Below are 13,946 nucleotides of genomic sequence, written 5' to 3'. Positions count from 1 at the left end.
GCAGAAGATGCGTTACATCGGTAATAGCAAAAGGAAGACAGTAACTGGTTTTGAGCAAACCACCAGGCTCTATAAGGCCATCAATTGTAAAACATGTCCACTAAACGGTGCATGCCACAAGTCGAAAAGTGAAAGAATTATCCAGATCAATGTGAATCTGGAAAGACAGAAAAAACAGGCAGACGAACTTTTAAAAAGTGAAGAAGGTATCGAAAAAAGGAAGAAACGATGTTTTGATGTAGAACCTGTCTTTGGTAATATAAAAAACAATCACTGCTTCCGCCGGTTCATGCTTCGCGGAAAGCAAAAAGTCGAAATCGAATGGGGACTGCTTGCAATAGCACAAAATATCAGGAAAAGGGCCGCGTAAAAGGACTAATTCTGGCTTATCTGGAATACAGACCAATAAGATAACAAATCCTGATAGAAGAAAATGAAAAAAAAAGGTGTCTCAATTTTGATTTGAGACACCCTCTTTTTCTTAATTCTTAATTCTTAATTCTTAATTTCCTTTCCCTCGCCATTTCCCCTTTCTCTGGATCGTATTTTACAAAAATATTGATCCAGATCAGCCTGGCAAGGCGGAACATGACAGGTATCAGAATCACGTAGGCAACCACAAGCGCTACCAGCACATATTCCATTTCAAGCCCCAATATCAGTACAAATCCAACAAAAAAGACCACCATTAACGCGACTGACAACGCATAACTCACGTACATGGATCCGATGTAAAATCCAGGTTCCCTCGTGAAAGACTCTTCGCAATATTCACATTCCTCGTTCAGTTTATCAAACTTCTTAAGGTTGTACGGATTATTTGTTTTGAAGAAAGAGCCTGTCTGGCATTTAGGACATTTGTTAGAAAAGATACTGTATAGTTTGGTGCCTTTAAACATGGAAATGAGGGTTCGTGAATAAATATTTTGATCAGAGATACACGCTGACGGTATATCTCTGATCTGCTTATTGTTCTTTGAGGTTCTGAATTTTTTTCAGGCTGTCAACTACGTAGCGGATTGAGCTGAATGAGTTGATCAGAATTGATTTTGCCTCCAAAGGTGTGTACCAGTCAAGTTTTTCAATCTGCTCTTCGGCCTGAGGGCTCATGTTTGAATCATCCAGACAATCAAAAAGGTACCATTTCGTCCGTTTCAGAATGCGGCTGTTGTTCATGGTGTACGTATGCCAGGTTGTGCAAATCTTGTCACGGACCAGAGCTTTAACGCCGGTCTCTTCTTCAATTTCCCGGATAGCGGCCGTTTTGGAGTTTTCTCCTTTGTCGAGTTTACCTTTTGGCAGATCCCACTTTTTGCGGCGGTACATAAAAAGCCATTTGTCGTCTTTTACCACAACACCACCTGCTGCTTTGATAACTCTGTACAAGCCTTTTACTTTTTCCTCCACGTCAGCCTTTTCGCGGGTTGCCATGGTGATGGAAAGCAATTGTTTGGGGATTTCTTTCTCAAGCACGTTGATTGCCTGTATGGCAGTGGTTGCAGTTGCGTTAAGAAAGAGCACATGGCCTGTAAGCATACTTTTCTGAAGCTTCTCCAGTCTCAGATCAACAATGTGATCAAAATCAGATGTTTCTGCCGCAGTAAGTTGATTTGTCCGTACAATTCGGAAGGGACGGTCGTCGAAAAAAATAATCATTTGTTGTTGGTACGGATGTCGATCAGCAAAATTAAGTAAAGAGTTTAGTTTAGACAGTGATTATTATTGATAAATTTGCAGTAATAATAAATATTAATTTCTTGGAACTCCTTATCATTCTACTTTTAGTGCTTCTCAATGGTATATTCTCCATGTCTGAGATTGCACTGGTATCCTCCAGAAAATCCAGACTTGAAGCAGCGGCGCGTAATGGCGACTCCAGTGCGAAAGCGGCTTTGAACCTTGCTAATTCTCCAACAAGATTTCTTTCCACTGTTCAGATAGGTATTACGTTAATTGGTCTTCTTACGGGTATGTACAGTGGTGACAACATCACTGCCGACTTCGAAAAGATCATTGCGAGCATACCTGTTTTACTGCCGTACAGCCACACGCTTGCTGTGGGAACGGTGCTGGTTTTTATAACCTATCTTTCGCTTGTGTTAGGGGAGCTGGTTCCAAAACGCATCGGAATGGCCAATCCGGAGGCGATTTCCAAATTTATGGCGCGCCCCATGAACCTGATTTCTGTCGTGACTGCGCCGTTTATTTCACTACTCGGTTTTTCCAGCGACCTGATCATCCGGCTCCTGAATATCAAACAAAGTGAAAATTCGGTAACGGAGGAGGAAATTAAGAGTCTGATCCAGGAAGGGACGACCGGAGGTGTTTTTGAGGAAATTGAACAGGAAATTGTTCATAACGTTTTCCAGCTGGGGGACCGGAAAATTACCTCGCTGATGACCAACCGTCAGGAAATTGTCTGGCTGGATATTGAAGATTCTGTTGAGGAAAATAAGGCGAAGGTTCTCGAATCGCGCCATTCGGTGTATCCGGTTTGCAGGGATACTGTGGATGACGTGGTAGGACTGATTTACATAAAAGATCTTCTGGCGACGGATCTGGAAGTGAAACTGGCTGATCTGACGGATATTTTGCGCGAACCTGTTTACCTTCCCGAAAGCAACAGGGCCTATCAGGCGCTTGAAAAATTCAAAGAGCAGAAAGTATACTTTGGGATTATCGTCGATGAATATGGCGGGCTTCTGGGGGTTGTAACCATGCACGACATCATGGATGCCCTGGTAGGGAACATTTCAGAGGAAGACGAAGAAGAGTCGGAAATCGTAAAAAGGGAGGATGGTACTTATCTGATCGATGCACAGCTTCCTTTCGATGATTTCATCCAGTATTTTGATTTGAACATGCAGGAAGCGGAAAGAAAGGAATTTGTCGGGTTTAATACCCTTGGCGGATTTGTGCTGCATGTTTTGGAAAATATTCCTAAAACCGGTGAGAAGTTTAAGTGGAAACACTTTGATTTTGAGGTGATTGATATGGATAAAAGCAGAATTGATAAACTACTGATTACTAATAACAAGAAAGAAGATACAGACGAATAATGGCAGAGGAAACCGAATTATCCCGCAGAATAGCAGAATTGCTTCTTGAGGCGAAAGCCATCAAATTAAGCCCTGAAAAACCTTTTCAATGGAGCTCAGGCTGGTTATCACCGATTTATTGTGACAACCGTGTGGCGTTGTCTTATCCTGATACACGTACCTTCATCAAAAAAGCGCTGGCTGACCTGATTAAGGCGGAATATCCGGATGTTGATGCGGTAGTTGGTGTTGCAACGGGTGGAATCGCGCAGGGAGCACTGGTAGCAGATTTGCTTGAACTGCCGTTCGCGTACGTTCGTCCGGAGCCGAAAAAACACGGTATGGGCAATCAGATCGAGGGAAGACTTGAAAAAGGGCAATCCGTGGTGATCGTGGAAGATTTGATTTCTACCGGAGGAAGTTCACTGAAGGTGGTGGATGCGCTAAGAAACGAAGGAATTGAAGTAGCCGGTATGGTTGCCATTTTTACTTACGGATTTGAACTGGCTGCAAACAACTTCGCTGAAAAAGATGTGAAACTGAGCGTGATCAGCAATTACAATGCGTTGATTAGCGCTGCGCTGGAACACGATTACATCAGCCAGGCTCAGGTAGAAAGTTTGAGCGCATGGCGTTTAAGTCCTGATCAGTGGGGAAAATAAATTTCTTTGAAAAATAATTGATAAGTCCTGACCGAGGTTAAAATCAGTCAGGACTTATTGTTTTTAACCTCGGTGATTGTCCAGTTTCTCGTACAAGCCGCCAAAAGTCTCATCTTTTACGCCATCTGATTTCAAAAACTCGTGCGGGAAACCCAGTTCGATTTTGCTTATTTCGTCGAGACGGGTAACCATTTCTTCCGGCAAAGTGAAATCCAGACAACCTAATGAATCTTCAAGCTGTTTTGCTCGTGAAGCTCCGATAATCGGCGTCATCACCTGTTGACGATGACGTGTCCAGTTAATAGCGACCTGCACCGGCGTTACGCCAAGCTCAGCTGCAATGTCCACAACTTCCTGTGCTATATTCATGCTTTGCTCATTTCTGCGGCTGCTATGTTCAGGAACACGGCCTTTTTCGCCACGCAGGTATTTGCCTGTCAATGCGCCACCACCGATAGCACCCCACGGCGTTACGGCCAGATCAAGCGCCTTCGCCATCGGTAACAAATCTCTTTCCGGTGTGCGCTGAAGCAAGGAATACTCAAACTGAAGTGCCGCGAAAGCGTTCCATCCTCTGAAATCTGCAATGGTGTTTGCCTGTGAAACGATCCAGGCGGGTGTATCAGAAATCCCGATATAATGTACAAGTCCGCGTGTTACAAGATCATCCAGTCCGCGCATGACTTCTTCCACCGGCGTTGTATTGTCCCAAAGGTGAACCCACAACAAATCGATGTATTCTGTATTCATGCGTTTAAGGCTGTTTGTCACAGAACGCATCATATTTTTTCTATGGTTTCCGGCAAAGTTCAAATCATCGTTCCGGTCCTTTAAGGTAAATTTTGTCGCTAAAACCCAGTGATCACGATCGGCTTCAATAAACTCCCCGACGTACTTTTCGGAAGATCCTTCGGTATATCTGTTGGCGGTGTCAATGAAATTTCCGCCCGCGTTTGCATAGGTTTCAAATATTTTAAAACTTTCATGTTTATCAGCCCCCCAGCCCCATTCTGTTCCAAAAGTCATAGTCCCCAGGCATAGTTCTGAAACTCTTAAACCTGACCGACCCAGTAATTGATAACGCATTGATACTTTAAATTAAGTTAAATAAAACGGGTTGTAACATTGAATGTTTTCGATACAATGTTATATTTTGTAGTGCAAAGTTATATCCTTAGCGACAAATGTCTTTATATTGTGGGAAAATTCGAATCTTTTTTAGTTTGTTAAATGATTGATGTTTCTTACCCCTATTTTGATACTAATTTAAGCTGGCTTTCCAATAATTTCAGATTACTCCTAGAAGCAAACGACGATACCGTCCCTGTTCGCGAGCGATTGAAATTTATGGGGCAGTATTCGTATCAGATCGAGGAGTTTTTCAGGGTGCGTATCCCGAATCTTCTGGCAATGGGGGAGGTTAGTAAAGATATTCGCTCGAAACTGAACGTTTATCCGGAGTCACTGCTGGAACATGTTTACGAAACCGTTGATAATCAGCTAAGAGAGTTTAATGAAATCCTGGTGGCAAGAATTTTACCTGCCTTAAACGAACAGGGAATTCATTTGTATTACAAGGAAACCTTTGCGCAGGAGCATCTTGCCTTTGCCCGGAAATTCTTCATTGACAAGTTGTTCAGATATCTCCAGCCTGTTTTTCTGGACGGAAGACGTAATTCAAAACTGACATTTTTTGAATCGAAGGAATTGTATCTGGTGATCCAGATGGTCAGGAGAGAAGACCCGGATGAAGACTGGTATGCCATCGTGAATATCCCGGCGGAGCCTTTCGGGCGGTTTTTGGAATTGCCTGAACTGGACGGTAAAAAACACGTTGCCTTTATTGAGGATGTGATCCGGGTTAATTTACCTGTGTTATTTCCGGGATATGAAATTATCGACTCGTACGCGCTCAGGGCGGAAAAAGAGACCGAGCTGACCATTGAGGATGAATATCCGCTGGTCACTGCGCAGCGTATTTTAAAACAACTTGAAAAGCGGAATTTTGTGCAGCCGGCGCAATTTTTCTACGAGTCGGGAATGCCGCTGTACATCAAGGAATATCTTTCGCACCGGGCGGGGATGCTGATGAACGAGTTTCACGAGCGTGGACAATACATCTACATGCAGGACCTGATGACTTTTCCGGCGTTTTCAAAAAAACTTGATTATCCGTACCAGCGCCCCATTCAGAATATTGATTTCGAAGAACGAGAATCGGTTTTTGAAACAATACAGCGCGCTGATCAGTTATTGCATTTACCCTATCATTCCTACGATCCGATAGTCAGGTTTTTCAACGAAGCAGCGATTGACCCTTTTGTGAAGGAAATACACGTTTCATTGTATAAGATTAGTGCCAATTCATTTATTCTTAATTCTTTGATCAGCGCATCCCGTAATGGAAAACGGGTTGTAACCTATGTGGAGCTGAATGCCAAACTGGATATTCAGGAGAATATTCAATGGTCGAGAAAGATGCGTGACGCGGGAGTCAAGATCATTTTCAGCGTTCCGGGATTGAAGGTCCACGCTAAAATGGCACTTATCAAACGACGTGTTCAAAAAGGGTGGGAGCGTTATGCCTATCTCGGAACGGGAGGTTTTTATCGACTCACAAGCCGCGAGTTTGTGGACCACGCTTTGCTCACTAGCCACCGGGAACTGACCAACGAACTGGAATTACTATTCGGGTATCTTTACACCCAGGACGAACCGAAAAAATATAAGTATCTGCCTTTTAATTTCTTACAGGTAACGCAGTTTACGATACAAAAGAAACTCGTCGAGCTGATCGATCGGGAGATCAAAAATTCAAATGCCGGGCTTAAATCCTTTATCACGATTAAACTTAATCAGATACAGGATCATACTTTAATCGATAAATTGTATCAGGCCAGTAAAGCCGGTGTTATTGTGCACGTCATCATCAGTGAAAGCTGCGGGGTGATTCCAGGCCTTCCGTCGATCAGCGACAACATCACGGTAAGTCGCCATGTGGACAGATACATGGAGAATACCCGGATATTTCATTTTGGAAATCGTGGTAATGACGAGATCTATCTTTCGTCCTGCGACTGGACTTATCGAAATCTGCATCGCCGGATCGACGTTTGTTTCCCCATCCTGGACGACACGCTAAAAACCCAGATGAGACAGGTGCTCAAAAACTACGTTAATGATAATCAGAAGGCCGTAAGACTGGATTTGTACCAAAATAATTTGAGAATTCCTTACGATGCCAGCACGCCGAGGGTGAGAGCGCAGGAGGCTAACTATCGTCTCGCCGAACGCCTTGAAAAGGGAGGGCCAATTCGTAAGCCCGAATAAATTTTTATTTTTTGTCAAAAAAATTCGCTCTAAAACGTATATTCCAGATGCGCGTTTTTAGATTCCTCAGGCTATAATTTAAAAATTTCCCATCGGAATTGACCAGTGTTTGACTTGCTTCCGGCCCCAGATCGCCTTGAGATGTAAAAACTATATGACTATATTTGAAAGTATATAACTGTATCTCAATTTATAAACAGGAATACGAAATATGGGAATAGTAGAGCGAAGAGAACGACTGAGAAATCAGGTACGTTCCGATATCGTAAAGACAGCCAAGGAAATAGCCCGTGAGGATGGGTGGACCGCCGTTTCGATTCGTAAAATCGCTGAGGTTATTGAGTATAGCCCACCCATTTTGTATGAATATTTTGAAAGTAAGGACAAATTACTTGAAGCGATCAGGGTTGAAGGGTTTGATTTTCTTCAGGCAGAGTTCATAAAAATAAAAGGCCATTTCCGGAATCCGGAAAAACAGCTGACCGAGGTTGCGCGTTGTATCTGGTCGTTTTCGGTGGAAAACCCGGAGATTTTTCAGGTGATGTTTAACCTGGAGGGAGCCTATTGCGACTCAAAGCGTGTTTATTCGCACGCGATGAATATTCGCGATAATCCTGTTTGGGAAATGATAGCGATCCTACGTCCGAAATCAGGGGAAGCGGTGACCAAAACTTACTATGAGTGGTGGTGCCTTACTTACGGATTTATCTCGATCACCATGACTACCCAGCCACGTTACGCGTTCGCTCAGGCGGAACCGATTTACATGGAGGGCGTCCGGAGATTTATAAAAAGTATTATGTAGCCGGGGTTGTTTGCGAGCGTACTTCTAATTTGCTTTGGTGATAAACCATGGAGTAGGGAGGTACGCTGCGCACGAGCCAGGCATTCCCGCCAATGATCGAGTCATTGCCTATCACAGTATCTCCTCCCAGAATAGTAGCATTAGCATAAACCACAACATTGTCTTCAATCGTCGGATGGCGCTTTTTGGAGGCCAGTGACTTTGATACATGCGTAGCACCCAGCGTAACTCCCTGATATAACTTAACGTTATTTCCTATATGCGTCGTTTCGCCGATTACAATTCCGGTTCCGTGATCGATGAAAAATGAGTGGCCGATTACAGCATTCGGGTGAATATCAATGCCTGTCTGGCTGTGTGCAAATTCGGTAAGCATCCTTGGCAGGAGTGGAATGCCGCACTGCGCAAGGCTGTGCGCCACACGGTAGGTGGCAATGGCTGTAAAGCCGGGATATAGCGCAATAACCTCCTCCATGCTTACAGAAGCGGGATCGTTTTCAGTGATGGCCTTCGCATCAAGCAAAAGCATTTCATAAATGTCCGGAATCTGAGCAAAAACACTATCCAGAACTTCTTTCTTGCTGCGGTCCATCTGAGGCATGAGCGGCGTCAGCATACAATCTAGCCTGTTACGAAGTTCGTCGAATGCACCCTGCATGTCCTTCGTCCTTTCATTCTGCTGGCAATCCTGACTGATCGGGAATAAAAAATTGATCAATCTCTGGATGAAAAGTCCGGCGTCGTGTCTTGATGGTAGTTTGTATTGAAAGTTTACATTCTGTTCGTTTAATCTTTGAAAAAATAATTCCTGTTGGTGGTTTGTCATTATTCTTTATTTTATTGGGTAATGCTTTATTCAGAAACGGCACTGTTTTTGTATAATATAATTACAAACAAAAAATCGCACGGAAAGATTATAATTTAATTAATTCTTTTGAAATTTTTGTCCTGTACGTGTTTTTTGAGTAAATTCTATCGTATATATAATTGTGCTGTGAAGTTATAAATTCTTTGGAACAATACGGAAGTTATGGTCAGTGTTAAATTTTTCCGGTCCCATATTGTCATTGTAATCCTGTCGGTATTACTCACGTCCTGCTTTTCGAGATATCTCATTTCTGAAAAACAGGTACGCAGGCACTATGCCTTAAAAGATATAAAACCTGAAATTCAGATCATTAAAAACGATACGCTTTCACTTTGTATCGCCAGCGTGGGGGCTGACACTTTGCCTATGCTTTTACTCATTCACGGCGCGCCGGGCTCGCTATGGGGGTATATGAACCTCATGGACGACAAGGATTTACAGAAACATTTTCATATTGTATCTGTCGACAGAGTGGGTTATGGGAAGTCGAGGTTGAAAATGAAAAAAAAGAGAAAGTATGTGACATCTATCGCTACCCAGGCAAAAGCGTTGCTACCGGTTTTTTCACTGAATCACTCAGATCAAAAGGTAATTGTATTGGGACGTTCTTATGGAGCGCCAATCGCCGCAAAAATGGTATCGATGGTGCCGGAAAAGGTGAAAGAGCTGATCATGGTATCACCGGTGATTGATCCGGACAAGGAGAAATTTTACTGGTTCTCGAAATGGGGAAGAAACGCGCTTGTGCAGCTTTTTTTACCAGGGGATTTCAATACGGCAACTGCTGAAAAGTACAGTCATTCCGATGAATTGAAAAAATTATTGCCGGTTTGGCAGAATCTTCATGTGCCTACGACAGTGATTCAGGGAGGCAACGACTGGATTGCAGATCCTTCGAATATCGATTTCGCTAAGAAACATATTAAAAGTAAAAGAGCACAGTACATATTTCTTTACAATGCGGGTCATATGATCACTTATACGCATCTTGAAATGATCAAGGAAATGCTTTTGAAAAGTCAGCTTTTTAAAGAAAAAATAACGGCTGTTGATATGAGTCCGGACAATTGATATTTTCGGTTGTCCTTTTTTTGTCTGATTAGCTTATTAATAATCAGTAAATATCCCCTCTTTCCTGATATTTTACCGGCCGTATTTCTATGCAAAAGGAATCGAGTTTATTTAGGTCAAGCTTTAATTTTTTAACAGAAAACAAACGGATTATTATCAGAGGGCTTATTGGAGCTATCTGTATGTTCATGGCAGTTTGGTTTGTCCGGCATGAAGAAGCAGAGGCCATAAAAGTCTATGATTTAATTCAAACGGCTGCCCCGCTGTACATTATCCTGGGACTGTTGGTCACGGTGTTATACATTTTTTTACAAGGGTTAATGTACCGGTATTCGTTTCAGGCCCTTGGGAAAAATATAGATTTATTCACGCTGACAGAGCTATTTCTTCGAAGAAATTTTATCAGCGTTTTCTTACCTGCCGGCGGCATTTCTTCTCTTGCTTTTTTCACTTCCAGAACCGAGCGAAAAGGTGTGTCCAAAACTGAAATTCATTTAGCTTCATCGATTTACGCGGTTTGTGGTATTGTATCGGTTTTTGTTATCGCCATTCCCGCGGTGGTCTGGCTCTTGTTTCAAAAAACAGTTTCAAATAGCGAGGTCTATGCATTTGCAGGCTTGTTCTTACTGATCGTCTTATTGTTTTTTGGGATACGATCTTTTATTCGCCGTGGGACTTTCTTCAAATTTCTTCTGAAATATCAGCCCGATCTTGATGTGGTGACGGAGCAAATTTCGGACGGTCGTTTTTCCCGATCCGCGATATTTTATTGTTTAATTACTTCGGTTATTATTGATTTGGTTGGTATCATTCATTTGTATATCGCCTTTTTTGCTTTGCACGTTTCAGCTCCTTTTGAAGCCGCTTTCATGGGTTACCTAGTCGCCACTATTTTTCTTATTCTTTCTCCATTTTTAAGAGGTATCGGGGCTATTGAACTGTCGCTTAGCGTACTGCTGGTTCAATATGGAATGGATAGCGTGGCAGCTATTTCCGTAACCATGCTGTATCGTTTTTTTGAGTTTTGGGCGCCACTTCTTGCAGGTATAGCTACCTTTCTTTTTAGAAAAAATAATTTGATCCTGAGGATATTGCCCGCTGTTTTGATACTTGCACTGGGTATTGTTGATATTGTTTCAGTCCTCACGCCGTCGATTAAGTCCCGGGTTCATACCTTACAGGATATCTTGCCCCTGAGTTTTATTGAAGCCTCCAATTACTTCGTTTTGCTGACTGGCGTGGTACTTATTTTTATGTCTGTATTTCTCCTGAAAGGGTATCGTACAGCCTATTATCTATCGCTTTTTCTTTCGGTTTTGTCGCTGGTAGGTCATTTGACGAAAGGTATTGATTATGAAGAATCTTTGATTGCCGGATTCGTCATGGTCGTTTTGATCTTCACCCGGCAGCAATATTTTCGCAGGGGAAATAAGCGTTTTCAACTGTTTGGCCTTCGGACGGTGTTGGTGGCAATTTGTGCGGTGATTGTTTATGGCATCGTAGGATTTTATTATCTCGACACAATACATTTTGGTATCGATTTTTCGCTGGCCGCGTCGGTCAAAAATACGTTGTTATATTTTTCGCTCATCGGCAACGACCTTGATTCCAAAACGATTTTCGGCCGTGATTTTCTCTATTCGTTGAATTTACTGGGAGGGCTTAGCCTCTCATTTTTACTTTACACTTTCATAAGACCCTATATATTCCAGCCCGAAATGGAGGATGAGAGCTGGCAAAAAGCCAGAGATCTTGTGCAACGTTATGGCGACTCGTCCCTGGATTATTTTAAAACTTATCACGATAAGCTGCTTTATTTTGGCAGAGATACGGAGGGATTTATAGCTTATCGGGTAGGTGCGGGTTTCGCGGTTGTGCTTGAAAAACCGGTTTGCAATGGTGAAAAGGCTATGGTTTTGCTGATTAAGGAATTCGATCAGTACTGCCGGGAAAATGACCTGGAATGTGCGTATTACCGCTGCGATGAAACAGCACTTCCTGTTTTTCAGTCTCTTGGCAAAAATTCGATCATCATCGGTGAGGAAGCCGTGATTGATTTAAAAACTTTTACGCTGGAAGGTGGTGATAAAAAGTCGCTGAGGAACGCTGTGAAAAACATTGCCAATAAAGGTTTTGTGACAAAAGTCTATACCGCCCCCGTGAAGGACGGCGTACTGCAAAGGTTAAAGGCCGTAAGTGATGAGTGGATTGAAACGACGGGTTATAGCGAGATGGTTTTTTCGCAGGGGATTTTCAGTAAGGAAGAGCTGAGGGGACAAACGATTATTGCACTTGAAAACGACGAAGAGAAAATCATTGCCTTTGCCAATATTATACCGGACTATGTCATAGGCGAGGGGACCTATGATCTGATTCGGAAAACGAAGGATGCACCGGGGACAACGCTGGACGCGATGATGGTTGAGATTATCAACTATTTTAAAGCCATGGATTTTCAATATCTGAATATTGGTATGGTTCCGCTCTCTGGCGCCGAGGCCGGGAAAGATATCACAGAGCGGGCTATCAAATTCGCTTATCAGAATGTTAAACAGTTTGGCTACTACAAATCGCTGAGAGAGTACAAGGACAAATTTTCGCCTCAATGGAAGAGCAAATACCTCATTTACGATGATGCTTATGCTTTGATCAGAATTCCTGCGGCGCTTAATAAGGTTGTTAAAATGAAGAAGGGGAGTTTATGAAAATGAAATTGTTTTTAATCCTCACCTTGCTGGCCAACAGAGCCCATGCCATGGTTGTCGATTCACTGGAATTTGGGATTTTTGGTAAGATAAAAGTTTATCAGCCGAAAAGTCCGCCGAAAGAGCTGGTACTTTTTGTAAGCGGAGATGGTGGCTGGAATAGCGGCGTCGTGGATATGGCCCTGAATTTCGTTGATCTGAATGCAACCGTGATTGGCATCGACATCAGGAGTTATCTTGGCAATCTTGGAAAAACAAAGTCGGCGTGTTATTATCCTGCGGCCGATTTTGAAAACCTGAGCAAATTCATCCAGAAGAAATATCATTTCAGGAATTATACGAATCCGGTTTTGCTGGGATATTCCTCAGGTGCCACTTTGGTTTATGGTATACTGGCCCAGTCTCCCGCAAACACGTTTTCAGGTGCGATTGCGCTGGGTTTTTGTCCTGATATTCAAATTCCCAGGCCGTTGTGCAGCGGCTCGGGGTTGAAAGTGCATGCCTTGGGAGGCAAAAAGGGTTTTTACCTTGAAGCCAATACCAATTTGTCAGAGCCGTTTTATGCCTTACAAGGAATGACGGATCAGGTGTGTGACTTTAAGGCTACGGCCAGTTTCTTAAAAGAAATTCCCAATGCAAAATTGATTGCGCTCAGCAAGGTAGGGCATGGCTTTTCTGTTAAAAAGAACTGGGTTCCTCAAATGAAACAGGCTTATGCGGAAATTGTAACAAAAAGTGCTGCCGAGACTGCGAAGGATAAAGAAGAAATAGAGGAAAATCAGATGAAAGAATTACCGATCCATGTGATACCGGCTGCGGGAAATCCGGAGAAACCCATGGTGTTTTTTATCACCGGAGACGGAGGATATACCAGTTTTGACAAATCCTTTTGCAGTGAGCTGGCGGCGAAGGGTATGCCTGTGGTGGCATTGGATGCCTTGAAATATTTCTGGAATGAAAAAACACCGGCATCCGCAACGGCAGATGTCGAAAAACTGATTAACCTTTACAAGGAAAAATGGCAAAGGCAAAAGGTTGTTTTGATCGGCTATTCGTTTGGAGCTGATGTGCTTCCCTTTGTTTTTAACAGAATGGATAAGAAGTTACAGGAAAACGTCGCGTTGCTGGCCATGTTGTCCCCCTCAACCGAGGCTGATTTTGAAATACATATTACCGATATGCTCAATCTGTCGGTAGGAGGTAAAGAATACAATGTGATTTCGGAAATTGAAAGGATGAAAAATGTCCGGAGTTTATGCCTGTACGGCTCGGAAGAAGAAGCTGAGATCAAAGGAAAAGCTGCTAACCCGGATCTCAGTTTTTCCATAATTTCCGGTGGGCATCATTATGACAATCAGTTTAAGGAGCTGGCAGAAATAGTAATATCGAAAACAGCAAAGTGATTGGACGTTAAATATTTAGCAGCTCGATGATAAAGTTGTTTTGAATATGTCTTAATTACCACGA

At 42.8% G+C, this 13,946-nt stretch carries 12 protein-coding genes; 8 read left to right on the top strand and 4 right to left on the bottom strand.

All coding sequences use genetic code 11. The annotated features are described in order from the left end of the window. A partial coding sequence (locus M1L62_RS15460; protein ID WP_254560488.1) for a transposase occupies positions 1-370 on the top strand: 370 nt, incomplete at its 5' end. Between the two features lie 118 nt (positions 371-488). Here the strand turns inward: M1L62_RS15460 and M1L62_RS15455 are convergent. Together M1L62_RS15455 and M1L62_RS15450 are read right to left on the bottom strand one after the other, a co-directional pair. Continuing rightward, positions 489-899: a DUF983 domain-containing protein gene (locus tag M1L62_RS15455; protein ID WP_254560487.1), complete on the bottom strand. Its 411-nt coding sequence runs from the start codon at positions 897-899 to the stop codon at positions 489-491. Between the two features lie 67 nt (positions 900-966). After that, positions 967-1,656, bottom strand: coding sequence for an NUDIX hydrolase (locus M1L62_RS15450; RefSeq protein WP_254560486.1), 690 nt, complete (start codon positions 1,654-1,656; stop codon positions 967-969). Positions 1,657-1,712: 56 nt separating this feature from the next. Between M1L62_RS15450 and M1L62_RS15445 the strand changes: the two genes are divergently transcribed. Together M1L62_RS15445 and pyrE are read left to right on the top strand one after the other, a co-directional pair. Further along, a complete protein-coding gene (locus M1L62_RS15445; RefSeq protein ID WP_445439662.1) occupies positions 1,713-3,059 on the top strand; it encodes a hemolysin family protein in 1,347 nt (448 codons plus the stop codon). After that, positions 3,059-3,700, top strand: coding sequence for an orotate phosphoribosyltransferase (gene pyrE, locus M1L62_RS15440; protein ID WP_254560484.1), 642 nt, complete (start codon positions 3,059-3,061; stop codon positions 3,698-3,700). The genes M1L62_RS15445 and pyrE overlap by 1 nt, the downstream gene beginning before the upstream one ends. Positions 3,701-3,763: 63 nt before the next feature. On the opposite strand, the gene M1L62_RS15435 is transcribed toward pyrE, so the two are convergent. Further along, entirely contained in the window at positions 3,764-4,786 is a 1,023-nt protein-coding gene (locus M1L62_RS15435) for an aldo/keto reductase (RefSeq protein WP_254560483.1), read from the bottom strand. Between the two features lie 144 nt (positions 4,787-4,930). On the opposite strand from M1L62_RS15435, the gene ppk1 reads away from it, so the two are divergent. Beyond that, a complete protein-coding gene (gene ppk1, locus M1L62_RS15430) occupies positions 4,931-7,030 on the top strand; it encodes a polyphosphate kinase 1 (RefSeq protein ID WP_254560482.1) in 2,100 nt (699 codons plus the stop codon). A 211-nt stretch (positions 7,031-7,241) separates the two neighbouring features. Then, the gene (locus M1L62_RS15425; protein WP_254560481.1) at positions 7,242-7,835 is read left to right on the top strand and encodes a TetR/AcrR family transcriptional regulator; all 594 of its coding nucleotides are present in this window, start codon (positions 7,242-7,244) and stop codon (positions 7,833-7,835) included. On the opposite strand, the gene epsC is transcribed toward M1L62_RS15425, so the two are convergent. After that, positions 7,828-8,661, bottom strand: coding sequence for a serine O-acetyltransferase EpsC (gene epsC, locus M1L62_RS15420; RefSeq protein ID WP_254560480.1), 834 nt, complete (start codon positions 8,659-8,661; stop codon positions 7,828-7,830). The two genes, M1L62_RS15425 and epsC, sit on opposite strands and share 8 nt — an antisense overlap. A gap of 204 nt (positions 8,662-8,865) precedes the next feature. Between epsC and M1L62_RS15415 the strand changes: the two genes are divergently transcribed. The 3 genes from M1L62_RS15415 to M1L62_RS15405 all read left to right on the top strand — a co-directional run bounded on the left by M1L62_RS15415 (position 8,866) and on the right by M1L62_RS15405 (position 13,882). Beyond that, positions 8,866-9,774: an alpha/beta fold hydrolase gene (locus tag M1L62_RS15415; RefSeq protein ID WP_254560479.1), complete on the top strand. Its 909-nt coding sequence runs from the start codon at positions 8,866-8,868 to the stop codon at positions 9,772-9,774. A gap of 89 nt (positions 9,775-9,863) precedes the next feature. Next, on the top strand, positions 9,864-12,479 hold the full coding sequence (locus tag M1L62_RS15410) for a phosphatidylglycerol lysyltransferase domain-containing protein (protein WP_256527695.1): 2,616 nt from the start codon (positions 9,864-9,866) through the stop codon (positions 12,477-12,479). After that, positions 12,476-13,882 (top strand): AcvB/VirJ family lysyl-phosphatidylglycerol hydrolase, encoded by a 1,407-nt coding sequence (locus tag M1L62_RS15405; protein WP_254560477.1) that lies wholly within the window; start codon positions 12,476-12,478, stop codon positions 13,880-13,882. Before M1L62_RS15410 ends, M1L62_RS15405 begins: the two co-directional genes overlap by 4 nt. Positions 13,883-13,946 lie beyond the last annotated feature (64 nt).

Origin of the sequence: Dyadobacter diqingensis (assembly GCF_024220585.1) — a bacterium.
GTDB lineage: Bacteria > Bacteroidota > Bacteroidia > Cytophagales > Spirosomataceae > Dyadobacter > Dyadobacter diqingensis.
This window is presented reverse-complemented; position numbering and strand designations above follow the sequence as displayed.

Excerpts from the sequence above, each read along its gene's own strand:
- M1L62_RS15455 (WP_254560487.1), bottom strand. The coding sequence starts at position 899 with ATGTTTAAAGGCACCAAACTATACAGTATCTTTTCTAACAAATGTCCT.
- M1L62_RS15450 (WP_254560486.1), bottom strand. The coding sequence starts at position 1,656 with ATGATTATTTTTTTCGACGACCGTCCCTTCCGAATTGTACGGACAAAT.
- pyrE (WP_254560484.1), top strand. The coding sequence starts at position 3,059 with ATGGCAGAGGAAACCGAATTATCCCGCAGAATAGCAGAATTGCTTCTT.
- M1L62_RS15435 (WP_254560483.1), bottom strand. The coding sequence starts at position 4,786 with ATGCGTTATCAATTACTGGGTCGGTCAGGTTTAAGAGTTTCAGAACTA.
- ppk1 (WP_254560482.1), top strand. The coding sequence starts at position 4,931 with ATGATTGATGTTTCTTACCCCTATTTTGATACTAATTTAAGCTGGCTT.
- M1L62_RS15425 (WP_254560481.1), top strand. The coding sequence starts at position 7,242 with ATGGGAATAGTAGAGCGAAGAGAACGACTGAGAAATCAGGTACGTTCC.
- epsC (WP_254560480.1), bottom strand. The coding sequence starts at position 8,661 with ATGACAAACCACCAACAGGAATTATTTTTTCAAAGATTAAACGAACAG.
- M1L62_RS15415 (WP_254560479.1), top strand. The coding sequence starts at position 8,866 with ATGGTCAGTGTTAAATTTTTCCGGTCCCATATTGTCATTGTAATCCTG.
- M1L62_RS15410 (WP_256527695.1), top strand. The coding sequence starts at position 9,864 with ATGCAAAAGGAATCGAGTTTATTTAGGTCAAGCTTTAATTTTTTAACA.
- M1L62_RS15405 (WP_254560477.1), top strand. The coding sequence starts at position 12,476 with ATGAAAATGAAATTGTTTTTAATCCTCACCTTGCTGGCCAACAGAGCC.